27 protein-coding genes and 2 pseudogenes are annotated in these 20,176 nt (G+C 48.2%); 13 read left to right on the forward strand and 16 right to left on the reverse strand.

Annotated features, from left to right (window positions below; genetic code table 11):
• Nucleotides 1-136: 136 nt before the first annotated feature.
• A complete protein-coding gene (locus tag U0026_RS13440) occupies nucleotides 137-583 on the forward strand; it encodes a DUF441 domain-containing protein (protein WP_062774763.1) in 447 nt (148 codons plus the stop codon).
• Here U0026_RS13440 and U0026_RS13445 read toward each other — a convergent pair.
• Entirely contained in the window at nucleotides 567-1,361 is a 795-nt protein-coding gene (locus U0026_RS13445) for an AraC family transcriptional regulator (RefSeq protein WP_164717440.1), read from the reverse strand. The genes U0026_RS13440 and U0026_RS13445 overlap by 17 nt on opposite strands.
• A gap of 93 nt (nucleotides 1,362-1,454) precedes the next feature.
• Here U0026_RS13445 and U0026_RS13450 point away from each other — a divergent pair, with 93 nt between their 5' ends.
• Nucleotides 1,455-2,639 (forward strand): CynX/NimT family MFS transporter, encoded by a 1,185-nt coding sequence (locus tag U0026_RS13450; RefSeq protein ID WP_062774767.1) that lies wholly within the window; start codon nucleotides 1,455-1,457, stop codon nucleotides 2,637-2,639.
• Between the two features lie 72 nt (nucleotides 2,640-2,711).
• On the opposite strand, the gene U0026_RS13455 is transcribed toward U0026_RS13450, so the two are convergent.
• A complete protein-coding gene (locus U0026_RS13455; protein ID WP_062774769.1) occupies nucleotides 2,712-3,419 on the reverse strand; it encodes a CTP synthase C-terminal region-related (seleno)protein in 708 nt (235 codons plus the stop codon).
• Between the two features lie 139 nt (nucleotides 3,420-3,558).
• Between U0026_RS13455 and U0026_RS13460 the strand changes: the two genes are divergently transcribed.
• Nucleotides 3,559-3,903, forward strand: a complete 345-nt coding sequence (locus U0026_RS13460) for a DUF488 domain-containing protein (RefSeq protein ID WP_062774771.1) — start codon at nucleotides 3,559-3,561, stop codon at nucleotides 3,901-3,903.
• Between the two features lie 32 nt (nucleotides 3,904-3,935).
• Here the strand turns inward: U0026_RS13460 and U0026_RS13465 are convergent, their stop codons facing one another.
• Both U0026_RS13465 and U0026_RS13470 read right to left on the reverse strand, forming a co-directional pair.
• Entirely contained in the window at nucleotides 3,936-4,241 is a 306-nt protein-coding gene (locus tag U0026_RS13465) for a hypothetical protein (RefSeq protein ID WP_062774772.1), read from the reverse strand.
• A gap of 60 nt (nucleotides 4,242-4,301) precedes the next feature.
• On the reverse strand, nucleotides 4,302-4,550 hold the full coding sequence (locus U0026_RS13470) for a putative hemolysin (protein WP_062774774.1): 249 nt from the start codon (nucleotides 4,548-4,550) through the stop codon (nucleotides 4,302-4,304).
• A 322-nt stretch (nucleotides 4,551-4,872) separates the two neighbouring features.
• Between U0026_RS13470 and U0026_RS13475 the strand changes: the two genes are divergently transcribed.
• The gene (locus tag U0026_RS13475) at nucleotides 4,873-5,892 is read left to right on the forward strand and encodes a GGDEF domain-containing protein (RefSeq protein ID WP_062774776.1); all 1,020 of its coding nucleotides are present in this window, start codon (nucleotides 4,873-4,875) and stop codon (nucleotides 5,890-5,892) included.
• Nucleotides 5,893-5,939: 47 nt separating this feature from the next.
• Nucleotides 5,940-6,044, forward strand: a complete 105-nt coding sequence (locus U0026_RS13480) for a YoaK family small membrane protein (RefSeq protein WP_126440770.1) — start codon at nucleotides 5,940-5,942, stop codon at nucleotides 6,042-6,044.
• Between the two features lie 99 nt (nucleotides 6,045-6,143).
• Here U0026_RS13480 and U0026_RS13485 read toward each other — a convergent pair whose 3' ends face one another.
• Nucleotides 6,144-7,460, reverse strand: a complete 1,317-nt coding sequence (locus U0026_RS13485) for a GGDEF domain-containing protein (RefSeq protein WP_228552153.1) — start codon at nucleotides 7,458-7,460, stop codon at nucleotides 6,144-6,146.
• 354 nt (nucleotides 7,461-7,814) lie between these two features.
• The gene (locus tag U0026_RS13490) at nucleotides 7,815-8,075 is read right to left on the reverse strand and encodes a DUF2534 family protein (RefSeq protein ID WP_062774779.1); all 261 of its coding nucleotides are present in this window, start codon (nucleotides 8,073-8,075) and stop codon (nucleotides 7,815-7,817) included.
• A gap of 213 nt (nucleotides 8,076-8,288) precedes the next feature.
• Between U0026_RS13490 and U0026_RS13495 the strand changes: the two genes are divergently transcribed.
• From U0026_RS13495 to U0026_RS13505, 3 genes are read left to right on the forward strand one after another with little or no spacing between them, the layout of a single operon-like run.
• Nucleotides 8,289-8,615: a DUF1971 domain-containing protein gene (locus U0026_RS13495; RefSeq protein ID WP_062774781.1), complete on the forward strand. Its 327-nt coding sequence runs from the start codon at nucleotides 8,289-8,291 to the stop codon at nucleotides 8,613-8,615.
• Nucleotides 8,616-8,646: 31 nt separating this feature from the next.
• Entirely contained in the window at nucleotides 8,647-9,003 is a 357-nt protein-coding gene (locus tag U0026_RS13500) for a DUF1971 domain-containing protein (protein ID WP_062774783.1), read from the forward strand.
• Between the two features lies 1 nt (nucleotide 9,004).
• Entirely contained in the window at nucleotides 9,005-9,187 is a 183-nt protein-coding gene (locus U0026_RS13505; RefSeq protein ID WP_062774785.1) for a DUF1869 domain-containing protein, read from the forward strand.
• Between the two features lie 251 nt (nucleotides 9,188-9,438).
• On the opposite strand, the gene U0026_RS13510 is transcribed toward U0026_RS13505, so the two are convergent.
• A complete protein-coding gene (locus U0026_RS13510; protein WP_062774787.1) occupies nucleotides 9,439-10,074 on the reverse strand; it encodes a carbonic anhydrase in 636 nt (211 codons plus the stop codon).
• Nucleotides 10,075-10,271: 197 nt separating this feature from the next.
• Nucleotides 10,272-10,682 carry a hydroxyisourate hydrolase gene (uraH, locus tag U0026_RS13515; protein WP_062774789.1) on the reverse strand — a complete coding sequence of 137 codons (411 nt, stop codon included), beginning with the start codon at nucleotides 10,680-10,682 and terminating at the stop codon, nucleotides 10,272-10,274.
• A gap of 356 nt (nucleotides 10,683-11,038) precedes the next feature.
• Here uraH and U0026_RS13520 point away from each other — a divergent pair, with 356 nt between their 5' ends.
• The gene (locus tag U0026_RS13520) at nucleotides 11,039-11,641 is read left to right on the forward strand and encodes a TetR/AcrR family transcriptional regulator (RefSeq protein ID WP_062774790.1); all 603 of its coding nucleotides are present in this window, start codon (nucleotides 11,039-11,041) and stop codon (nucleotides 11,639-11,641) included.
• A gap of 79 nt (nucleotides 11,642-11,720) precedes the next feature.
• Nucleotides 11,721-12,875 carry an MFS transporter gene (locus U0026_RS13525; protein ID WP_062774792.1) on the forward strand — a complete coding sequence of 385 codons (1,155 nt, stop codon included), beginning with the start codon at nucleotides 11,721-11,723 and terminating at the stop codon, nucleotides 12,873-12,875.
• 64 nt (nucleotides 12,876-12,939) lie between these two features.
• Here the strand turns inward: U0026_RS13525 and U0026_RS13530 are convergent.
• Both U0026_RS13530 and U0026_RS13535 read right to left on the reverse strand, forming a co-directional pair.
• Nucleotides 12,940-13,084 (reverse strand): annotated as a pseudogene (locus U0026_RS13530) (glycine zipper 2TM domain-containing protein); the annotation flags it as partial.
• Between the two features lie 91 nt (nucleotides 13,085-13,175).
• Nucleotides 13,176-13,400 (reverse strand): hypothetical protein, encoded by a 225-nt coding sequence (locus U0026_RS13535; protein ID WP_062774794.1) that lies wholly within the window; start codon nucleotides 13,398-13,400, stop codon nucleotides 13,176-13,178.
• A gap of 238 nt (nucleotides 13,401-13,638) precedes the next feature.
• On the opposite strand from U0026_RS13535, the gene U0026_RS13540 reads away from it, so the two are divergent.
• Nucleotides 13,639-14,037, forward strand: a complete 399-nt coding sequence (locus U0026_RS13540) for a DUF1398 domain-containing protein (protein ID WP_062774795.1) — start codon at nucleotides 13,639-13,641, stop codon at nucleotides 14,035-14,037.
• A gap of 58 nt (nucleotides 14,038-14,095) precedes the next feature.
• Here U0026_RS13540 and U0026_RS13545 read toward each other — a convergent pair.
• Together U0026_RS13545 and U0026_RS13550 are read right to left on the reverse strand one after the other, a co-directional pair.
• Nucleotides 14,096-14,263, reverse strand: a pseudogene (locus tag U0026_RS13545) (NADP-dependent isocitrate dehydrogenase); the annotation flags it as partial.
• 342 nt (nucleotides 14,264-14,605) lie between these two features.
• Nucleotides 14,606-15,538 carry an AraC family transcriptional regulator gene (locus U0026_RS13550; RefSeq protein WP_062774797.1) on the reverse strand — a complete coding sequence of 311 codons (933 nt, stop codon included), beginning with the start codon at nucleotides 15,536-15,538 and terminating at the stop codon, nucleotides 14,606-14,608.
• A 288-nt stretch (nucleotides 15,539-15,826) separates the two neighbouring features.
• On the opposite strand from U0026_RS13550, the gene U0026_RS13555 reads away from it, so the two are divergent.
• Nucleotides 15,827-16,729 carry an aldo/keto reductase gene (locus U0026_RS13555; protein WP_062774799.1) on the forward strand — a complete coding sequence of 301 codons (903 nt, stop codon included), beginning with the start codon at nucleotides 15,827-15,829 and terminating at the stop codon, nucleotides 16,727-16,729.
• A gap of 62 nt (nucleotides 16,730-16,791) precedes the next feature.
• Complete coding sequence (locus U0026_RS13560) at nucleotides 16,792-17,553, forward strand: SDR family NAD(P)-dependent oxidoreductase (RefSeq protein ID WP_062774801.1); 762 nt, start codon at nucleotides 16,792-16,794, stop codon at nucleotides 17,551-17,553.
• 172 nt (nucleotides 17,554-17,725) lie between these two features.
• On the opposite strand, the gene U0026_RS13565 is transcribed toward U0026_RS13560, so the two are convergent.
• The 4 genes from U0026_RS13565 to U0026_RS13580 form a co-directional block, all read right to left on the reverse strand.
• Entirely contained in the window at nucleotides 17,726-18,310 is a 585-nt protein-coding gene (locus U0026_RS13565; protein WP_062774802.1) for a cysteine hydrolase family protein, read from the reverse strand.
• 80 nt (nucleotides 18,311-18,390) lie between these two features.
• Nucleotides 18,391-19,242 (reverse strand): aldo/keto reductase, encoded by an 852-nt coding sequence (locus U0026_RS13570; protein ID WP_062774804.1) that lies wholly within the window; start codon nucleotides 19,240-19,242, stop codon nucleotides 18,391-18,393.
• Entirely contained in the window at nucleotides 19,229-19,567 is a 339-nt protein-coding gene (locus U0026_RS13575) for a YciI family protein (RefSeq protein WP_062774805.1), read from the reverse strand. Before U0026_RS13575 ends, U0026_RS13570 begins: the two co-directional genes overlap by 14 nt.
• A 44-nt stretch (nucleotides 19,568-19,611) precedes the next feature.
• The gene (locus tag U0026_RS13580) at nucleotides 19,612-20,172 is read right to left on the reverse strand and encodes an NAD(P)H-dependent oxidoreductase (protein WP_062774807.1); all 561 of its coding nucleotides are present in this window, start codon (nucleotides 20,170-20,172) and stop codon (nucleotides 19,612-19,614) included.
• Nucleotides 20,173-20,176: the final 4 nt, after the last annotated feature.

A 20,176-nucleotide genomic window follows, 5' to 3' on the forward strand; every position in this document is an offset into this window, starting at 1 on the left:
TTACTGTGCGCAACTTGCGTACAGTAAACGGATTGAAGCACACGGCCTTAAGAGCATGGCGCCCCGGCGTCACGCTCTTAAGGCCGCGATAGCATTCAAACAGGCATTTTCTCTTTTTGGCAAGGATTACCTCTCTATGCTCGATACCACCCTGATTATTCTGCTGGGTTTGGCGGCACTTGGCTTTGTCAGCCATAACACCACCGTCGCCGTTTCTATCCTGGTTTTGATTATTATTCGAGTCACACCGCTCAGCACTTTTTTCCCTTGGGTCGAAAAACAGGGGCTGAGCATCGGGATTATTATTCTGACCATCAGCGTGATGGCACCTATTGCCAGCGGTACGCTGCCTGCCACCACGCTGCTGCACTCATTTGCCAACTGGAAATCACTGGTGGCTATCGCCGTCGGCGTGTTTGTTTCGTGGCTGGGTGGGCGTGGCGTTACGCTGATGGGAAGCCAGCCACATCTAGTGGCCGGGCTACTCATTGGTACCGTACTGGGCGTGGCCTTATTCCGGGGGGTGCCCGTCGGGCCACTGATTGCCGCCGGGCTGGTATCGCTGCTTATTGGGAAGTCGTAGTGAGTGAGGCCAGATAACGCCCAGGCGTCTGGCCGAGACCTTTGCGGAACATGGTGATAAAGGCGGTGGTCGAATCGTAACCCAGCGACAATGCCGCCTGCTGCACGCTCATCCCACGCACCAGCATTTGTAACGCAAGGATGAGTTGCAGCTGATGCCGCCAGCGGCGGAAGTTCAGGCCAGTCTCCTTGACCACCAGCCGCGCCAGGTTGCGTTCACTCATCGCAAAACGTCCGGCCCACTGCGTCAGCGTCTGCCAATGCGCAGGCTCACGCTCCATCATCTCGACCATCTGGCGAATTTTGGGATGCGCCGATACCGGTAACTGTAGCTGCTGCTCCGGCTGCTGGGGAAGCTCATCAAACAATACCTGCACAAGGCGCTCGGTTTCAGGCGTTTGACGTGACGCTTCATCTCGCAGCGCCAACGCCAGAATTAGCTCACGTACCAACGGCGAAATTTTTAACGTACAGCAATGTTCGGGCATGCGCGCGCAACCCGGCTCAATAAATAAAAAGCACAGCTCCGCTTGTGGCGTAGCACGATTACTGTGCGGCACTTCACCTGGAACCCATACCGCAAATTGCGGTGGTACCATCCACAGCGCATTTTCCACTTCGCAGGTTATTGCGCCATGCAACGCCAGGATCAGCTGTCCTTTACGATGCTGATGCACTGGAATATGCTGCTCACTTTCCATGACCTGAATACCAAAGGCCACGGCGGCATCCTGATGGCTATCCGGGTGATAACCGTCTAAACCTAATCCCAACATGATTTTGTCCGAACTTAGCGATAATCTGTCATTTTAGCTTGATTTCAACAAAGGCAAAAACAGGTATCGTTGTCTTCCCATTTCTTTGTTGAGTAAATGATGTCTTACTTATCCTCTTCTTCCAGCCAACGCGGGTTGTTGATTGTTGGGATCTTGCTGATTGCCTCCACGCTACGCGTGACCTTTACGGGCGCAGCACCTCTGCTTGATGCCATCCGTGCCGACTATGGTTTAACGACCGCCCAGACCGGGCTGCTAACCACCCTGCCGTTATTAGCCTTCGGGCTGGTGTCCCCTCTGGCGGCGGGCATTGCCCGCCGACTTGGGATGGAGCGAAGTCTGTTTATCGCCATGGGGCTGATTTGTGCCGGGATCGCCATTCGCTCCCTCCCCTCAGTTGCGCTGATGTTTATCGGTACGGCGGTCATTGGTTGCGGGATAGCGCTCGGCAACGTCCTGCTGCCGGGCTTGATAAAACGTGATTTTTCCACCCAGGTTGCCAAATTTACCGGCGCGTATTCGGTAACCATGGGGGCCGCCGCCGCGCTCGGTTCCGCCCTGGTCGTACCGATCGCCCTGAGCGGATTTGGCTGGCGCGGTGCACTGCTGACGTTGATGGTCTTCCCACTGCTAGCAATGCTGTTCTGGTTACCTCAGTGGCGAGCAACGCAGGCCACCACGGTTTCCAGTAGCGGTGCGGCGCACAATCGCGGGATCTGGCGTTCCGCGCTGGCCTGGCAGGTCACGTTGTTCCTCGGCCTGAACTCGCTGGTTTATTATGTGATTATTGGCTGGCTGCCGGCCATTCTGATAAGCCAGGGCTACAGTGAAGCACAGGCCGGTTCGTTGCACGGCTTACTCCAGCTGGCGACAGCCGCACCGGGCTTTGTGGTGCCGCTGATTCTGCATCGCTTAAAAGATCAGCGCGGAATTGCCATTCTTGCAGCGCTAATGTGTGCCGTCAGCGCGCTAGGCTATACGCTGTTTCCATCACAAGCGGTGGTCTGGACCATTGTCTTTGGTTTTGGCTCCGGCGCAACGATGATTCTGGGTCTGACTTTTATTGGGCTGCGCGCCAGCTCGGCGCATCAGGCCGCCGCGCTCTCCGGTATGGCTCAGGCTGTGGGGTATTTGCTGGCAGCCTGCGGGCCACCGCTGATGGGGAAAATTCACGATGCCAGCGGTGCATGGCATATTTCGCTGATTGGCGTGGCGGTGATTGCACTCGCGATGGCAGTATTTGGCGGGTTAGCGGGACGTGATAGAGAGATGCCCCGTTAAATTCTTTCCTAACGTGGTATTACACCGAACCCTTCGTGATATTCCCGGCATCGCTGCCGGGAATTGCATTTATTACTGTGCCGCGGTGTGCAGGAAAGCCTGAACTAACGGCGCTGGGCGACCGGCCAGGGCATTACGCTCGTGTTGGAACAGCGTCGCGACAAAGAAAGGATGCGTCACCAACTCGACTGCGCGGATATCGCCATTATCATCCCAACCGGTCACTCGCAGCGGTTGAACATCCAGTTCGGCAGCAAACTCAGGGGAAATACCGTAGTTACAGTGGTAACCCTCTTCAATACTGTCACGTCCGTAAGCGCGAGCAATCAGGGTATTGGCACGCAGTTCGATGGTGTCGGTTTTCTCCACCAGCGAACAGGTTAGCGGCGCAATCACCATACGCCCCTCGGTATCTGTTTCAGCGTGTGCGGCATCTTGCCAGCCCATCACATTACGCGCGTACTCCACAATCGCATGTTGAAAACCACCACAGGTTCCGAGGAACGGCACGCTATTTTCGCGGGCGTAACGTACTGCCGTCAGCGCGCCTTCCATATTCTGATAAGGGCTGGCTGGCACCAACCAGATGGCATTATAGTCGGCCAAATCCTCAGCGCTTTTAATATCCTGAGTGGGCAACCAATGGTATTCGACGGTCAGTTCCAGTACCGCAGCCGCGTCATCAATAGCCAAAGGAATCGCCTGATGCGCAATCACATCGGCATTATAGTCGCCCACCAGAGCGATACGAAGAGAGGGGGTCACAGCTGCGTTTTCCATGGAGGTCCTTATGTACAGACGATTACGAACGGCATAAGGAGCCTCACATTAGCGATCTGTGGACCGAATAGCAACACCCTGATAGCGAACCCGACGATTCTTTGTGGTATGGTCAAAAAAGGATAAAGGGAGGAAGGATATGATCCAGTGTAAACGCGTTTATGACGCCGCCGCATCCGATGACGGCTACCGTATTCTGGTTGATAGACTTTGGCCGCGTGGCATTAAAAAGGAGGCGCTTATCTTCGATGAGTGGTGCAAAGACCTCACCCCGTCAGCCGAGCTTCGCAAAGCCTACCACGGTGAAGTTATCGACTTTGCCACCTTTTGCCAGCACTATCGCGAAGAGCTTTCACACCATCGTGAAGAGGGCCAGCGCCTGGCTAAAATTGCGCAAGATAAGGGGCTGACGCTGATTTACGCCGCCACTAACACCACGCAAAATCACGCACGGGTGCTCGCCGACTGGCTGAAGAATCTGTAACTCACTACGACGCGACGTCATCTGTCGTCGCGTTACCCTATCAGCGCAACGCGTTCTTTTGCCGGTAGCACATCGGGCGTTAACGGTAGCAAATATTCCGCTCGCACAAACGCAAAACCATACTGGTTTTCACTCGCACTGACATCCCCGGTAACCAACCACAGCGAGCGAGGTGCGTCAGCAGCCAGCTCTGTCATCACGCCATTAACCGGATTCAAACAGCGTTCGCCTGGATTAATCAGTGCAAACAGTTCCACGCTCTTACCAATATTAGCGCGGCCGACAGGAGTGCGGGCACCGATGATGATGGCGGTGGTGCCCGGTTTAAGCGAATACATACATCTCTCGTTAATCAGAATTATCTTAGAGGCGTAGTGTACTGGAAGGATAATTTACTGTCATTTATTCTGTGGGTGATCGCGACGCCATAGCGCCCATTCCTCAATGGTTTCACCATTGGGCAGCTTACAAAGGCTTGATTCACCCTGCGCATTGACCTGGCGGAGGCTTTCTCCGCCCTTCTGCTGGCAGTAAACAGCAGCAGGATTGGCCATACCGATCTGTGGTGGTTTAGGCGCCTCTGGTTCGGCATGTGTTGCGCAGCCGATCAGGAATAACGGGAAGAGTAAGCACACACGATTCAACATTTTATCTCCATAGTTTCTGGCGAGAGTTTAGCTTTAAACTCCATAATTTCTTCAATTTAACTACACTTTTGCGACGTATTATCTGTCTCGTTCTCTACTGACCAGAGAACAGAACATTCCATAATCAATGAGTTATTTTTGCCCCATCGCCCCCGATGGGGCTTTTTTTTATCTGCTACAACAAGCCACCAACCTACGATATGCCACCTTTTGGTCACACAACGCTTACCTTCTCGATACATAATGTATAAAATTTAGTGAATCCAGTTTCGTTTAGGATCATACACTATCAAACACATTATCGTTGAGGGCCTTCGTTTTCATGTCAGATATCATTCTTGCACGAGTGTCGCAAACACTTGCCACTGAACAGTCGCTGGAAGGCCTTGTTCGACAACTGCTTGAGATGCTGGGATTGGTCACCAATATGGAATCAACCTATCTGACGAAAATTGATACCGAGGCTCAACTGCAGCATATTGTTTATTCGCGTAACAGCGGTGAGATGACCATCCCGGAGAATTTATCCGTACCGTGGGGCGATACGCTGTGCAAGCGTGCGATGGACGATCATTGCTTCTACAGCGACCACGTTCCAGATCAGTGGAGTGATTGCGATGCGGCAAAAGCGTTAGGGATCACCACCTTCCTCAGCACGCCAATTCATCTGACCGATGGTTCATTGTACGGAACGCTTTGTGCCACCAGCACTGCGCAAAAACCACTGAGCTTTAACAGTGAACATGTGCTTGCGCTGTTCGCGAGTATCATCGCGCGCTACATCGAAAAAGAATCTTTGGTGGCGCAACTGCAGGAAGCGAACGCGGCGCTTATTTACCACTCTTACACCGACGTGTTGACCGGCTTACCAAACCGTCGCGCCGTATTTGAGAATCTGGAAGTCTTATTCTCGCTGGCACGTCATTTAAACCATTCGGTACTGCTCGCCTTTATCGATCTCGATAAATTTAAGATGATCAACGATTGTTATGGGCACCAGGCGGGCGATGCATTTTTACAGCAGGTTGGGCAGCGGCTGAAATTAGGCATTACTGCTGAGGACCAGTTGGGTCGATTAGGGGGTGATGAGTTTATGGTCGCAACACTCTCACGTACGACTGAACAGCTTGAACAGTTTAGTCAAACGCTGCGCAAGCTCCTGATTGGTGATTATCTGTTGGGCGACACAATTATTCATTATCCTGGCGCCAGTATTGGCACGGTGGTGGTAGATCCCAATGAAATGAATCCAGACGCTGCGCTGCGTGCTGCCGATAGCGAGATGTATCAGGACAAAAAATTTCGCCATCGCCCGGAAATTAGCGCACAGCGACTGGGGTAATTACAGTATTATACGCGCTGTCTATTGATAACAATCAGGATGTCACCATGAGATTGGGTATCGCCTTCCCTATCGTTATTTTCTTTATCGCGGTTGTCTTTCTGGGTTGGTTCTTTATTGGCGGCTATGCGCTGCCAGGAGGAGCACAATGAGAAAGACCACGATAATCATGTTAGCCATCGCCATCATTACCGTAGTGGGTGTGGAGTTTGGTTGGTGGTAATGCAATGATAAGCCGGATATTTACCGGCTTATCGCCCTTCTCCGTGTTTTTTCTTCATCTCATACATCTGCGCATCAGCCTGCCCAATAGCATCATCCAGTGAGTCCACGCACGGCGCAACGCCCCAGGATACCGATAAGGGTACCGGATGCCCTTGCGGGCTAAAGGGATAAACGGCAATCCTGGCCGCAATTCGTTCAGCAATCATGTGCGTATGCGCAATATCCGTGCGGTTTAGCAGGATAATAAATTCATCACCGCCGCTGCGGATAACCCAATCAGCATTGGCGCGAACGTCTGTCAGCATACACTCTGAGATGGCTTGTAGCGCTTTGTCTCCAGCCGTATGCCCATAGTTATCGTTAATGGCTTTAAACTTGTTACAGTCGAAAAGGATCACCGTACTAAACGGCAATGAACGCTGCTGGACAAGGGCAAAAATATTCCTCGTAAAGCAGCCTGTCAGCGGGTCACGGTAGAAACGTAAGTCCGCTCGATTTAAGTGAAAACGGAAAAACAGGAACAGCAGAACCAATAGCACGGGGGCCAGAACCAACATCATTAATGCCCAGAAATCCTGAGTCACAAAAAGCCAGACAGGCTGCGCGTATTTGATTTCGTAGCGTAAAGATATTTGATGAATTCGATAGTTATCAAACCAATCGCAATTACCGACAATACACAGCAATTCCCCGGTCTGACGGCTCTGGAGTCCAAGAATTAATCCTTCAGGTATCTGGTGATTAAATGCCGACATGAGCATTCGTCGAATTTCGGCACGCGAAAGATCGTAGACAAGATAAGCCACAATATTATTGCTTGGCTCGCCTGCTGAAAGATCGTAGATGTAGCTGACGATACTATATCCCAGGTCACCGGTAATTTTATCACCGTAAAATTGAGTCGCACTCTGCGACTTTTTACGTAAGCTTTTTTGCAAGACACGGTCATAAAACATTTCCGGCTCGCTAAAAAAATGACGAGGGTTTTTCGCCATTTGCGAAGTCTCAAAATTAAATGGCGCGGAATCGGCTGGGTTAAACCAGTAAAACCAGCGGCCATCATTGGCGATAAGATAGCGATGAATATCGTGCTGTTCGGGGTTCAACGCCCGGACTTTGCTTCGTATGTATTCGGCAGCAGTGTAGATACAGCGAGCGCTGTCATCAGGTTTCCTGGTGATTAATGTGCCGTGTTCGGTATCAAAAGCGTTGGGATCGGCATTTATCCCCCATGCATCTCCTCGGGGAATAAACAACGAGTCATCACCGCACAAGCGATGACGGCTGATCTGCTGATAGCGCACGCCCGTCGCCTCTGCCATCAACTCATTGTCATTAAACATTGACACCATTTGGCTTTGTAGCGCGTTTATACCTTCGTTAACTCGCGCGACAGAGCGCTGGTAGAAGAAAAAAATGGCTGTACAAACAAGCAGACAGGTCACCGCTGCCGATGCAACGAGAGATTGTTTTTTGCGTAGACTATCCTGAATAATTCTCACTGATACCCCGTACCGATGGGTTAAATCCTTGAAACGCCACCTACGTGACTCATCGAGGCGTCACGGTACGTTTTCATTTCGTATCTGAATCATTATGGGTGATTAATACCGCAAGCGGGGATTTGATCGTGTCAGGCTTTGTTCACAATGGCAATAGGATTTCAGGAAGGCGAGCAGGATACTCGCCTGTCAGAATTAACGCTGGATTTCAGAGCCTAAAAATAAAAAGGCGAGCGGGATCGAAAAGAGCACCGTAAAAATCGAACTGTAAACCATGACCATGGCACCTTGCAGTACAAACATGCTCGTCGTCCATTGCGAATACGGTAAATTATATTCGCTGACTACACCACCAAAGGTCGCCCGTCCCACCACTATGACGGCAATAACAAATACCACTAAAGCGGAAAGCAGAAATTTTTTGCCATTCGGCGTCCGCAGTTTCTCAAGAATCATCGTATCCTCCCGACGCTGTTCTCACAATATTTCGCTGTATTTGTAACATTAATGAAGCATAAATTGAATGTTTTTTGTTGCCGGACTTTCACAAAGCCGCTGGTAAAAAGATCATAAATTTAACCCTAACCGTAAGTTGTATTTAAAATGCATTTTCCGATAAACAGCTCACTAAATTTGTGATTTAATACATTCAACGTATAGGGGGAAAACATGCTACGCATTCCGCAAAGTTGTATTCATACCCGTTCCACGCCGTTCTGGAACAAGGACACGGCGCCAGCCGGTATTTTCCAGCGTCACCTCGATAAAGGGACGCGCCAGGGAGTTTATCCACGACTCTCCGTTCATCAAGGGTCGATTCGCTATCTGGGTTTCGCGTCTGAAACGTCACCCGAACCGGAAAGTGAACTGATTATAGAAGCCGGTCACTTTGGCGTTTTTCCGCCAGAGAAATGGCATTACATCGAAACGATGACCGACGACACCGTATTTAACATCGACTTCTTCGTCGAAGCTGATGTGCTGAAATCTCTATAGGCCTGTAAAGCCATGTAGTAAGGAGCCATCTATGTTACGCATTCCTGAAAATTTTGTTCATTCGCGTTCGACACCGTTCTGGACCAAAGATACCGCGCCGAAAGCCCTCTTCACTCATCACAACACCAAGGCCCATGTTTATGGTCGTCTTTCTGTGATGCAGGGAGCCGTCCGCTATTTCGGTTTTCCTGACGGCGATGCAACCGAGCCGGATGTCGAAGTGGTCATTGAAGCCGGCTCCTTTGGTATCTCTCCACCGCAAAAATGGCACCGTATCGAAATACTGACCGATGATACTTACTTTAATATCGATTTCTTTGCCGATCCGGACGCGACGCTTGAGGGAAAAGGTCTGGGCAAAGTCGTTAATTCGCACAAGGGGCAATAAAATGGGCAAGGCAACCTACACGGTGACCATCACCAACAACAGCAACGGTATTTCTGTTGATTACGAAACTGAAACACCGATGGAACTGCTGATCCCTGATGTTGCGGCTGACGTTGTTAAAGATTTGATCAATACCGTTCGTGCTTACGATACCGAAAACGAACACGACGTGTGCGGGTGGTAGTGAGTTAAGCACAAAAAAACGGGAGTCTGAGACTCCCGTTTTTATTTTGGCAATCGCGAGAATGCCTGAAGGATATCAGACAGTTTCATACTTTTGTTGGAGTGCCCGGCCGGCCCGTTTTGCCATGTTTAATACATCGCTAACGGGAGATATTGCTATGGCCTGGCGTCCATTTCTCTATGTGATTACCAATAACACTGCGCAACGTACACCACGACGCGGAGTGCTAAAGTTGATTAAGAAAGGCTAGCCTACTCGAAGAAAACGCTCGGGTTTTCTGCCAGCGAGACGAATGATTTGCTGTTCTTATCCAGCGCGCGAATCGCTCCGCTCTCAATATCGTAGACCCAACCGTGCAAACGGATTGCCCCGTCACGCAGACCTACCGCTACGGATGGGTGAGTTTTGATATTGTTCAATTGAGCAATAACGTTCTCTTCGACCATCGCGTTAACTTTATCCGTTTCATTCTCAAAGGTTTTCTTCTCAACGACCGCTTTTGCGGCGTCCGAGTAACGCAACCAATGCGAAACGGCAGGCATCGGATCCAGGCACTGGCAGGTGGCGATAGCTTTCATCGCGCCACAGTTGGAGTGGCCGCAGATGACAATATCCGTCACCCCTAATGCAACCACCGCGTACTCAATCGTCGCCGACACGCCGCCGGGTTCGGGGCCGAAAGAAGGCACGATGTTACCCGCGTTGCGGATTACAAACAGCTGGCCCGGCTCTTGCTGTGTGACCAGTTCCGGCACCAGACGGCTATCTGAACAGGAGATGAAAAGTGCTTTTGGATTCTGACTGGAAGCCAGACTGCGGAAGAGTTCCTTACGCTCTGGAAAAACATCTTTCTGGAAGTTGAGGAATCCTTCAATGATATGTTGCATAGCAGTATCTCTTTTTTGTTTTTACGCAGGTCATGATTGAAATCACATTTTTAGTGTACCACTTGAGAGCAGAAGAGAAAGCGATCAATCCTGGTAACGCATTTGTTACTCGTTTGATAACTGCAATAGCGGGGGTAGATTCGGGCAGGCCTTAAGCGCTAAGGCCCTTGATATGCGTTTTTTCGGAGAAGTAAATATTAGCTTCCCTTATAGGTGGAGTACCCATACTGACTAAGTAAGAGCGGGATATGAAGCTTCTCATTCATCTTTGTCACCGTAAATAACACCGGCACTTCCGGGAAGAATGAAGACAGCTTCTCACTCTTAAAATAATCTCCCGTTTTGAATGTGACTTTGTACACCCCAGGTTGCATGTCCTGATTATCAGGATACAGAGACTTGATGCGGCCATCATTATCGGTTTTACCTTTCGCAAGCATATCCCAGCCAGCCGGGTTCTGCTTTTCCAACGTAACAGTAACCGCTTTTGAAGGAATCCCCGTTTGTTGGTTCAGAATATGAACGCTAAGTGTGCCAGCAGGAGCGCTAAATGCAGCAGGTGCAAAGACAGAGGATGATAACAATGTCAGGGTAACGAATTTGTTCATTTATTTCTTCCTGTAGTTGAAGGTACAGGTAAATCTTAATCATCTTTTATATAAATAATATTCAACTTTTCGTTATCAGGTGTGCAAAAAACAATCATGTAATTTTGGGTTCAGGCCAGGAGCGCCGGGGTTAATATGCATGTCACCGCGAAGGTTTGTCGAGGTGGTTATACCGCGAGAATAGGGTTCAAACTTAAATCCTGATGGGTTATAGCTGATTTTTTATAGCCAGTTTGGCAGGGCCTCGCTTTGCAGAGGAGATAAAAAGACTGCTGATTTTTTTATGAAAATTATTTGACTGATCGTTCCATAATCAATACTATGCCGCATCAACTCATTTCAAGCCCCCCATCTCTATGAGTGCTGAAAAACCAACCTTTCCAGGTCGTCCACGAAAGTTCGAAGATCAGGATGTCATTGATGCTGCCGTCGCTGTTTTCAGCGCCAATGGTTATGCAGGCACCTCTGCGCAAGATTTATGCAATGGTACGGGATTAGGGCGGGGAAGCTTATATAATGCCTTTGGTAGCAAGCAAGCTCTTTACGAGCAAGCGTTGTTGCGCAGCCATGAACAAACTATGTCAGCACAGTTAACAATACTCACACAATCAGGCCTGGTAAAAGAGCGACTGCATACCCTTCTGCTTTGGGGTATTGCCGAAGATCTTTCTCAGCCAGAGCAGCATGATGCGATGGTCTTATTTTCAGCCCTGGAGATGGGCAGTAAAGATGAAGCCGTTGCTAGCCTGAATAATGAATATCGTCAGCATTTAGAACAAACGCTGGTAGCGGTATTTATTGAAGGTCAACGAAGCGGTGAACTAAACAGTAAAGCATCAGCCGTCGAAATGGCGAGAGGCTTTATGGCAGGCTACTACGGTTTACGTGTACTGAATAAAAATATTTCAGATAGAAAAATCCTCGAAGATGTTGTCGCTGGTCTGTTAATCAACTTATAAATTCAAACGTAAAAATGCAATAATTACTTACATCCATTTTTGTAACGATCATTCCAATACAAGGGGAAAATAAAAAGCCATGCCATTAGTCGTGTATATTTTAGGGTTAGCTATTTTTTCATTAGGTACAGCAGAGTTAATGGTGGCGGGTATGATGACCACGCTATCTGAAGCATTTGGTGTTACAGTCGGTGAAGTCGGACATTTGATTTCATATTATGCATTCGGTGTAATGCTAGGTGGCCCGGTATTAACCTACGCCTTTCTTAAGTTTAAAGCCCCCTATCGCGCAACGTTATTATGGCTGTTAGGGTTATATGTTATCGTACAAGGATTTAGCGTCTTTGTTTCTGATTACAATGTGTTAGTTGCCATTCGAATCGTGACAGGTATTTTGTGTGCAGGATGTTTAAGTCTTTCACTCGCGACAAGCATGGCTCTTGTATCTGTAGAAAATCGCCCTCGTGCCGCATCAATAGTGATCGCAGGTTTTATGGTATCCAATGTCTTTGGTGTACCTATCGCGACCATCATAGACCAGTACTGGGGCTGGAAAATGAGTTTTGGTCTGGTCGCGGTCCTGGTTCTCATATGCCTGTTAGCATTAGTACGCTTATTGCCACAAATGAGCGGCGGCAGTGCTATCAAGATGGCTGAAGAGATTAAGGCATTTAGAAATAAAGCCTATTGGAAAGCCTGTGCAACCAGTTGTTTGATTTTGGGCGCAAGTTTTGCGGCATTCAGTTATTTTGTTCCCGTACTGACTGATGTCAGTGGATTTACAATGCAGACAGTGCCCTTCATTCTGATGCTTTATGGGTTAGCCAATATTATCGGAAATATGGTAACGGGACGTCTTGCATATCGTCATAGTTTAGCTGTTATGGTTGTCGGCTTAACAATATTAACTATTTCCTTGCTCGGCATGGCACTATTTGTGCAATATCAGGTTATTGCTATTCTGGCTGTCATACTCATCGGCCTATCAGGCGTACCGATGAATCCGGCAATGATGGCAAGAATTGTCAGCGTGGCGCATCCAGGCCCAATGGTCAATGCCGTTCATACTTCCGTTATCAATATTGGATTAGGTGGTGGTTCTTATTTAGGTGGAATGGCCATTTCGTCAGGATTTGGTTTACGTTCAGCTTTATGGATTGGAATGGTATTAGCGGTTCTGGCTTTATTATCCGTACTACCTTATACCCGTCGCAGTAAACAAGGCTGGAGTTAATAGGCTCTGAAGATAAAACGCCCTGATTATAAAAAATCACGGGGCATCGATTTAGCCGATAAACATCATTCAAAACTGACAGGCCTTTACCATCGAGTGGGAGCTGCATGCCGGGGGCTTTTTCCTTTCGGGATTTGCCCTGCTGAATCGCCGATGCGGTAAGTCACGTCGTAACCGATCATCTTCTCTGATTTATCATAAATCGATTCGCGGGGAAAAGATTGGAGAAGTTGGTTGTTTTATATCCAGCTTTGCAAAGAGGGAAAAATGGAGATAGCCGCCCGAAGGCGGCAACGGTAATTACTCACCGATTTCCAGCGCATCCTGGATAGCATCGGCCAGCGCCGCAACTTCCTGCGAAACGTTGCGCAGGTCCATCTGGGAGCGGATCCCAGAGTTTGCGGTGGAGGCTGAAACCGACGCTTTAGATATCTCTAACGCGGCTTGAACAGCCAGCAAGCGCTTACGGTTTTCAGAGGCGTCAGCGCCAGTGGCGTTGTCTAGATCGAAGTACCCTTCTAACATTGCTATCTCCTTATGTTAATCCCACCAGTTTAGGATGTTCATCGCTTGCAAGCCATCAAAATCATCGCCACAATAGAAACATTAAGTAACAATCTAAGCATTATTCCTATTGATCCCTTCCCTTAAAAACGGAATGGTGACGATATTTTTATTCTATTTTGTAATTGGCGACTATCTAATCATTCATTTCAGTAAAAAATATCAGGCGTAATACAACATTCATATTCAGGGAACGAAAATGGAATTTAATGAAATGCTCAACGGATTTTTTGAGCAAGTCAGATGTGAGTCAGACTTTCTTCAATTTTTGACAAAATTAAAACAAAACGATATTTCCTACTACATATACTTTGTCGCAACAGGGAACGTGCAAATTGTGACGACGGCAGACACCTATCTATCATTAAAAAGTGAGCGACGATTAATTAAAGTCACTCAGCACGCCAGTGAATCTTTAACACGCATTGCCGCCAGGCGCCATTTCAGCGGAGTTACTCTTTTTGATCAGTATTGTCGAGAGCTGGCCAACGCGGGAGTATTTAAATGGGTGGTCGATGTCGGCGAGGTAAACCGTCGTTATTGGTCGAAAGATAATCGGTTATTGCACTCGGAAAATTTTATCAACCCCACGGAATAATCATGATGAATTAAAAACGGGAACCCATAGGTTCCCGTTTTTAAATCCAGATTCTGGATTACATGTTTTTGATGATCGCGTCACTAAACTCTGAACATTTCAGCAGTTTAGCGCCTTCCATCAGACGTTCGAAGTCATAGGTCACGGTCTTAGCGGCGATTGCGCATTCGGTGCCTTTGACGATCAGGTCAGCGGCTTCGAACCATTCCATATGGCGCAGCATTACATTAAAGAAGCGTCACTAATATCATGAATAGATTGATAAAATAGCTGTTTTAAACTTGATAAACAACCACTCCTTCCCTTTCATAACTTACTGATTATCAATAGCTTGATTTTTGTTTTGGGGAAAGGGTTAGGCCCGATAAAAACGGGTTTTAAACGCACGTATTTTCTATAAAGATCATGCATATACGTTTGATTTTACTCACATACAATTTCTTACGCTGGATGTAAGCTCGTGGCTGCCCAGAGAAAACGTCCGCTTTGAGCGTGAAGCGGACATTGGCATTTCAGCTCATTAATCGGCAAAGTGATTAAGATGCCCTCATAACAGCGAATATTTTGATTAAACGTTCATACTCTGAACTGTTATTTCCCGCAATCGCGCAATATCTCGTGCTGGCGGTTCGCCATACTGGCGCTTGTAATCGCGACTGAAATGGGACTGGTCTTCATAACCAACACGATATGCAGCTTGCCCTGCATCGAAGCCTTCACTCAGCATAAGTCGTTGGGCCTCCTGCAATCGAAGCTGTTTCTGGAACTGAACTGGGGACATATTGGTTGCGGCTTTGAAATGAGCATGAAATCCTGAAATGCTCATCCCAAGCTGGTGAGCAATTGTTTCGATGCGAAGCGGCTGGGTATATTGATCTGATAATATCTTGACTGCTCTTACCATGCGGTGGTCCTGACCACCGAAACGAGCTAGTTGATTTAATCGGGTGGTCTGGGAACTTGTCAGAAGGCGATAAACGAGCTCACGGAAAATTAAGGGACTTAAAACCCGATACTCATCAGCCGATTTAGACGCCCTTACCAGCCGTAATGCTGCATCCAGCATGTCCACACCCAAGACGCCTACATCAACGGCTTTTGCACCTCCTGAGGATTTACCATGCTGGCGAATAATTCCTGAATCCAGAATGACTGAGGTGACTATAGCCGGGTCGAGAAGAAAGCGCATACTCAGATAGGGTTTCTCTGGGCTGGCGTTTACGATCCGGGCAAATGCCGGTACACCCATCGTGGCAATCAGGTAGTGAGCCGCGCCATAGTGAAATGATTCCCCTCCCAGTATCACCTCTTTGCTTCCTTCGGCCACCACGCAACAGGATGGTTCCAGAATACCGTGAACGGCATAATGAGGAGATGAGATACGATTAAGATATAAGCCAGGGCGGACTTCAACTTGTCCTTCATCAGGTTGTGCCTGCGCAATAAGTTCAACCAGCTCCGCCCGACAGGCCTCTAAACGACCTGGTTCCCAACTATTCATATTCCCCCCTCTCATACTTAAAATTCTAGAATTAAAGGCAACATCAAGTCCACATTTCTTCTGTAGATCTGGAGAATTAGACAAATATTTTAAAGGATCCTACTACTGCAATTTAAGCGATAACGGCTAGATTATTAGTCAAAATTCATGACAGTAGATAACTAACTTCCTGTTTTATCCGGAGCAACAATTCTCCAGAGGCTCTGGAATTAGCCACCCAAGTTACCTCTCCGCCGGGGTTCACCATAGACATACGTTAAACCTAAGTTCCAGAAGGGAATATACGCAATGACAACTCCTGACATTCCAGAAATCACATTAAACGATGGTGTAATGATTCCACAGATTGGTTTTGGCACCATGGATCTTGCTCCTCGTGACAATAGCCTACAAAGCCATGAAGTTACGGCCCAGGGCGTGCTGGCTGCAATCGAAGCTGGATACCGGCATTTCGATACGGCCCAGATGTATGCAAATGAAAAAGGTGTGGGCCTGGGTATTGCTAGAGCGGGCCTGCATCATGGCGATTTTTTCCTGACCAGTAAACTCGGTAACGGGAACCACCGCCCTGAGGATGTCCGGCGTTCATTTGAGGATACACTGACTTCACTGGGCGTCGATAAGCTCGATTTGTTCCTTATGCACTGGCCTGTGCCAACCCTTTACGACGGAGATTATGTCTCTACGTGGCGCGCTATGATCCAGCTTATCGATGAAGGAATGCTGCGTTCAGCTGGAGTATCAAACTTCCAGCCTGAGCACCTTCAGCGGATCATCGACGAGACCGGACACATCCCCTCAGTAAACCAGATTCAGGTTCATCCCTATTATGGGAAGCGGGAGCTTTTCACCGTATGCGCCGAAAAAGGTATCGCTATTGAGGCCTGGAGTCCACTGGGCCAGGCTGCGGTCCTGAACGACACAACACTCGCCGGAGTTTCAGAAAATCATGGACGCACGCCTGCCGAGATCGTTTTACGCTGGCATTTGCAGCAGGGTCGCATCGTGATCCCGAAAACAGCATCCCCTGCACGCATGGCGCAAAACATATCAGTCTTCGACTTCACTCTCTCGGCTGAAGAACTTTTGGTAATCGATAAGCTTAACAAGGACGAAGCTGGCCGACGTGGGCCGGACCCATACACCTTCGACTGGATACCAGCTGAAGAAAACGCAACTCCAGGACGGTAAAAACGATGTCCGGAACATACTTTTTCATTAGCTCAGGCAATAATTATTTCTAAGGTAAAGATATGAATATCAGATTTGATGGGAAGACTGCATTGGTGACGGGAGCGGCATCCGGAATTGGTCTGGCGACTGCCGTCGCTTTTGCGCAATCAGGTGCATCTGTTGTGCTCGCAGATCTGGATTTAAAGGCTGCTGAGTCTGAAGCGCAAAAACTGGTAGATGCTGGCTACAAAGCCGTCGCTGTACGTTGTGATGTCACCAGTGAAAGTGATGCAGCAAACGCGGTTGAAATGTGTGTGGCGACATTCGGCAGCCTGGATTTGGCATTCAATAATGCTGGATTACATGTTCCTGTGGAAAACACTGCCGATGCACAAGCAGCGGATTTCGATTTAGCTATAGCGGTAAACTTGCGCGGCGTCTGGAACTGTCTCAAGCACGAACTGAAACAAATGCGTAAGCAAGGAAGTGGTGCGATCGTAAACTGCTCTTCCAACAGCGGGTTAGCCGGCATTGCCAATCTGGGCGCTTATACCGCATCGAAGCATGGTGTCATCGGCCTAACTAAAAGTGCAGCTCTTGAGTATGCCCCAATAGGGATTAATGTGAATGCGGTATGCCCTGGACCAGTCGAGACCCCGATGGTGCAGAGGGCTCTCTCAACTGCGCCGGAACATATGGCCGCGGTAATAAAAGAGATCCCCGCAGGACGCCTTGGCCGTTCAGATGAAATTGCCAGTGCAGTACTTTGGTTATGTAGCGAACAGGCAGGATTTGTGGTTGGTCAGGCCATCGCCGTTGATGGTGGCTTCACTACCAAGTAAACCGGCAAAGCTGGATGTCAGGGCTGCTGTTGCAGCCCTCAAAAGTTAGGCCTCAATCGACTCTGAAATCCATGGTAAGTCTCAACCCATGGATAGTCTTACGCTTCTGGTGCAAGAAAACTGTCAGTACTTTGATAGTTCTTGGCGTATAAATGCACATCAGTTTAAAGGTTCAATATTTTATACAGCTCATCTGCTTCAGTACAAATTGACCCGCTTCGGTCGAAAAATCGGGTTCCATTAGCGCAGCCAAAGTAGACAGGGAAATGATTTCTACTCCAGCTGATTCAAGCTGTCTTAAAGCTACCGATTCAGTGCGCAGCGAACGACTTCCTATGCAGTCAACAGGTATGATGACTCTGAAGCCTGAGTGTACTGCGCTTATGGCTGTGAAATACACCCCTACCTCAGCGGAAAAACCACAGATAATAAGCGTCCTGCGGACGTTAACCCGGAGGCGAGATTCAAAGTCCGGAGTTAAGAATGGATCGGCGACATAGCGATAGTGCGTGTTGCTTTCCGTCTGGAAACGTAATAACTCGTCGATTAATTTTCCTGGCTTGCCTTGTACAGGTACTGTCAAAAAGTGATGAGGTAATCCGAAATGGCGACCAAGATGGTGCAGAATTTCAATGTTGGTTCGCAGCGCTGATAGTGAGACAGTCTGACTTTGAGCCAGCAATGCTTCATGTATATCGCAAAAAAGGATCTGAAAGTCCTCCCTGCGATGTTTCATATTGAAAGATTTCTCTTTCACTGGACCTCCGGGAGTCATTTTTGCATTTATCGAAGGCTCATGGAGCCTCCGGCCGATAAAAGAATCGAATTGATGGTGAGTTAAGTGCGAAAAATACGTGTACCTATAAACTTCACCCGCTCCGGGTCATCATGATTCACTATTAAGGGTTCGGCCTTATCCAGCGTCGTAATCTGCTCCATGCTTGTTTCATCTAGTGAGAAATCAAACACAGCAAAGTTTTGCTTAATTCGCTCCGGATTGGCAGATTTAGGTATGACAACCACTCCCCGTTGTAACAGCCAGCGCAGAATGACCTGTGCTACACTTTTTCCATATCTGCCAGCAATCGCAGACAAAACAGGGTTGTTGAATATGTCATTTTTTCCCTCCGCGAATGGCGCCCATGCTTCAATCTGAACACCATGCGCCTTCATAAATTCAGCGGGGATGATTTGCTGGCAAAAAGGATGTGTTTCAATCTGATTGACGGCAGGAGGGTAACGGTTAAATGTAATGAGGTCTGCCAGCCTGGCAGGTGAAAAGTTACTTACACCGATAGCTTTGATAAGTCCTTCCTCATAGAGGTCTTCCATGGCCCGCCAGGAACCATGCACGTCAGAATAGGGCTGATGAATCAGGTAGAGATCAAGGTAGTCCATCTTGAGTCTGTCAAGAGAACGATAAAAGGCTGCTTTGGTTTTCTCATAGCCTGTATCCTGAACCCACAATTTGGTGGTAATAAAAATTTCCGATCGTGGGATGCCGCTGTTCCGGACTGCGCTACCCACCGCCTCTTCGTTCTCGTAAGCAGACGCCGTATCCAGCAGGCGATACCCGGTCTCCAGAGCACTGGATACCGCCGCCTCACAAACTCCTGAATCGCTCATCTGGAAGACACCGAACCCCAGACGGGGGATTTCAACACCATTGTTCAGTTTATTTTTGAGCATGCGTCACCTGTTCAACATCGTCAGCGTTTTGCTTAATCGCTGTGTTAAAGTTTTCTGCAATGAACTTAGGCGTGAATTCACGCACGTCATACCGTGCAAACCCTGGATAATAGCAGTCTTCCTCAAGGATAGACTGCAACTCATCCCTGTTGCTGGTCTGTGCAAAAATAACACCCGCATGAGCGGGTGTGTCAATATAGGGACCAAACATCAGAAATTTGCCATTAGTAAAATACTTTTCCAGCCATTTTACGTGAGCTGGAAACATTTCACTTTGAGTTTGTTCGGTTACTTCAGAATTTACCGTGATATTAATTATAAACATTATTCACCCTTATAAACTGACAGTGCAGAATTTGTTGACCTACATCAGGCGGCGTTGCTTCTGATAGCATCAATCAAGCGAGCAGCATGTTCACGAGCGGAATATTTTTGCGCAGACCTTTTTTCCTCGCCATCCCGACTGGCGTAACTTACGCCATGAGTATAAATGGCGCCCACATACTCCAGATTGCACAAGGCTGCCGTAGTCTTAAACTGGGTCAGATATTCTTCAATTGTGTGGCCAAAGAACCCAGACGTGGTGTAGGCCACTTCCGGTGCTCCGGTTGTGAAAGAAAGCAGAAGCTTTTTACCACCAAGTTTTGCCATTGATCCGTGTGAAAATCCGTGAACAAATACTTCATCTACCCATAATTTCATAATGCCAGGCAGCGAATACCATGAAAAAGGGAACTGCCAGACAATCAGATCAGCCTCTAATAACGCCTGCTGTTCGGCATTAATATCAAACTGGTAAGTCGGATAAAGTTCATCAAGACGACGAATATTCACTTCCGGTAATTCTTTGGCCACTTCATCAAGAATAGTGGCATTTGCCAAAGAGTCGTTGAGATTCGGATGACCTGAAATAATAAGAACATTTTTCATTTAA

The sequence above is a fragment of the Kluyvera intermedia genome, assembly GCF_034424175.1.
GTDB classification, from domain to species: domain Bacteria; phylum Pseudomonadota; class Gammaproteobacteria; order Enterobacterales; family Enterobacteriaceae; genus Kluyvera; species Kluyvera intermedia.

Bases quoted from the DNA above. Each gene is read 5' to 3' on its own strand.
- U0026_RS13440 (WP_062774763.1), top strand. From the start codon at position 137: ATGCTCGATACCACCCTGATTATTCTGCTGGGTTTGGCGGCACTTGGC.
- U0026_RS13450 (WP_062774767.1), top strand. From the start codon at position 1,455: ATGATGTCTTACTTATCCTCTTCTTCCAGCCAACGCGGGTTGTTGATT.
- U0026_RS13455 (WP_062774769.1), bottom strand. From the start codon at position 3,419: ATGGAAAACGCAGCTGTGACCCCCTCTCTTCGTATCGCTCTGGTGGGC.
- U0026_RS13460 (WP_062774771.1), top strand. From the start codon at position 3,559: ATGATCCAGTGTAAACGCGTTTATGACGCCGCCGCATCCGATGACGGC.
- U0026_RS13465 (WP_062774772.1), bottom strand. From the start codon at position 4,241: ATGTATTCGCTTAAACCGGGCACCACCGCCATCATCATCGGTGCCCGC.
- U0026_RS13470 (WP_062774774.1), bottom strand. From the start codon at position 4,550: ATGTTGAATCGTGTGTGCTTACTCTTCCCGTTATTCCTGATCGGCTGC.
- U0026_RS13475 (WP_062774776.1), top strand. From the start codon at position 4,873: ATGTCAGATATCATTCTTGCACGAGTGTCGCAAACACTTGCCACTGAA.
- U0026_RS13480 (WP_126440770.1), top strand. From the start codon at position 5,940: ATGAGATTGGGTATCGCCTTCCCTATCGTTATTTTCTTTATCGCGGTT.
- U0026_RS13485 (WP_228552153.1), bottom strand. From the start codon at position 7,460: ATGTTTAATGACAATGAGTTGATGGCAGAGGCGACGGGCGTGCGCTAT.
- U0026_RS13490 (WP_062774779.1), bottom strand. From the start codon at position 8,075: ATGATTCTTGAGAAACTGCGGACGCCGAATGGCAAAAAATTTCTGCTT.
- U0026_RS13495 (WP_062774781.1), top strand. From the start codon at position 8,289: ATGCTACGCATTCCGCAAAGTTGTATTCATACCCGTTCCACGCCGTTC.
- U0026_RS13500 (WP_062774783.1), top strand. From the start codon at position 8,647: ATGTTACGCATTCCTGAAAATTTTGTTCATTCGCGTTCGACACCGTTC.
- U0026_RS13505 (WP_062774785.1), top strand. From the start codon at position 9,005: ATGGGCAAGGCAACCTACACGGTGACCATCACCAACAACAGCAACGGT.
- U0026_RS13510 (WP_062774787.1), bottom strand. From the start codon at position 10,074: ATGCAACATATCATTGAAGGATTCCTCAACTTCCAGAAAGATGTTTTT.
- uraH (WP_062774789.1), bottom strand. From the start codon at position 10,682: ATGAACAAATTCGTTACCCTGACATTGTTATCATCCTCTGTCTTTGCA.
- U0026_RS13520 (WP_062774790.1), top strand. From the start codon at position 11,039: ATGAGTGCTGAAAAACCAACCTTTCCAGGTCGTCCACGAAAGTTCGAA.
- U0026_RS13525 (WP_062774792.1), top strand. From the start codon at position 11,721: ATGCCATTAGTCGTGTATATTTTAGGGTTAGCTATTTTTTCATTAGGT.
- U0026_RS13535 (WP_062774794.1), bottom strand. From the start codon at position 13,400: ATGTTAGAAGGGTACTTCGATCTAGACAACGCCACTGGCGCTGACGCC.
- U0026_RS13540 (WP_062774795.1), top strand. From the start codon at position 13,639: ATGGAATTTAATGAAATGCTCAACGGATTTTTTGAGCAAGTCAGATGT.
- U0026_RS13550 (WP_062774797.1), bottom strand. From the start codon at position 15,538: ATGAATAGTTGGGAACCAGGTCGTTTAGAGGCCTGTCGGGCGGAGCTG.
- U0026_RS13555 (WP_062774799.1), top strand. From the start codon at position 15,827: ATGACAACTCCTGACATTCCAGAAATCACATTAAACGATGGTGTAATG.
- U0026_RS13560 (WP_062774801.1), top strand. From the start codon at position 16,792: ATGAATATCAGATTTGATGGGAAGACTGCATTGGTGACGGGAGCGGCA.
- U0026_RS13570 (WP_062774804.1), bottom strand. From the start codon at position 19,242: ATGCTCAAAAATAAACTGAACAATGGTGTTGAAATCCCCCGTCTGGGG.
- U0026_RS13575 (WP_062774805.1), bottom strand. From the start codon at position 19,567: ATGTTTATAATTAATATCACGGTAAATTCTGAAGTAACCGAACAAACT.
- U0026_RS13580 (WP_062774807.1), bottom strand. From the start codon at position 20,172: ATGAAAAATGTTCTTATTATTTCAGGTCATCCGAATCTCAACGACTCT.